The organism is Vibrio sp. 10N.222.46.A1 (assembly GCF_041473595.1).
GTDB lineage: Bacteria > Pseudomonadota > Gammaproteobacteria > Enterobacterales > Vibrionaceae > Vibrio > Vibrio tasmaniensis_A.
Genome location: NZ_JBFRSN010001262.1, coordinates 1 through 678 on the forward strand (window position 1 = coordinate 1; position 678 = coordinate 678).

At 47.6% G+C, this 678-nt stretch carries 1 pseudogene; it reads right to left on the minus strand.

The window, feature by feature from the left end:
• Positions 1 to 678 (minus strand): annotated as a pseudogene (locus AB4496_RS25775) (RND family transporter); the annotation flags it as partial.

Sequence of the window (678 nt, forward strand, 5' to 3'; positions counted from 1 at the left end):
ACATAAAGGTGAGGAACACCAACACCACCAACAGCATTAACGGCACGAGCGTTGAGCTGTCTTCTTGGGCCGACATCATAAACGCGTTGTTCATGGCAATGATGCCCGCTTTATGGAATTCGACATTCGGATAATCGGCTTGGTACTTACCAATCATGGTGTTGATGGCCGCGATCACTTCTTGCACTTCAGCAGTTTTATCCACTTCGGGCAATTGCACGGTAACGTTAACAATCGTCACATCACCAGAGGCCGACACCAATGCGTTCTTGAGCAGTGGTTCGTTGAGCGCGATCTGTTTTACTTTGGCGATTCGCTCTGGTGTGTGCTCATATTCTTCGTAAAGAAGGTCTTCCACTAAGAGGTCATCTTCAACGGCTTCGGTATGCTGATAATTGGCAAGCGAATCGACACGGCTTGAGTACGGGATCTGCCACGCATCGACCGTAAGGTTTTGAATTAAGGTAAGGGTTTCTGGGGTGAAGACATTGCCATCTTCAGGCGCAATAACAATCGCGAGGTTGTCGGTTTTTGCAAAGGTGGTTTGAATCTCATCGAACGCCATCAACTGCTTGTTGGTGCCTTCGAAGAAGATGTTGTAGTCCCCTCTAAAGTAGAGGTTCTTCGCCCCAAAAGCAGAGAGCATGATGATTGAAAAAACCACCAGCAGAACGATAA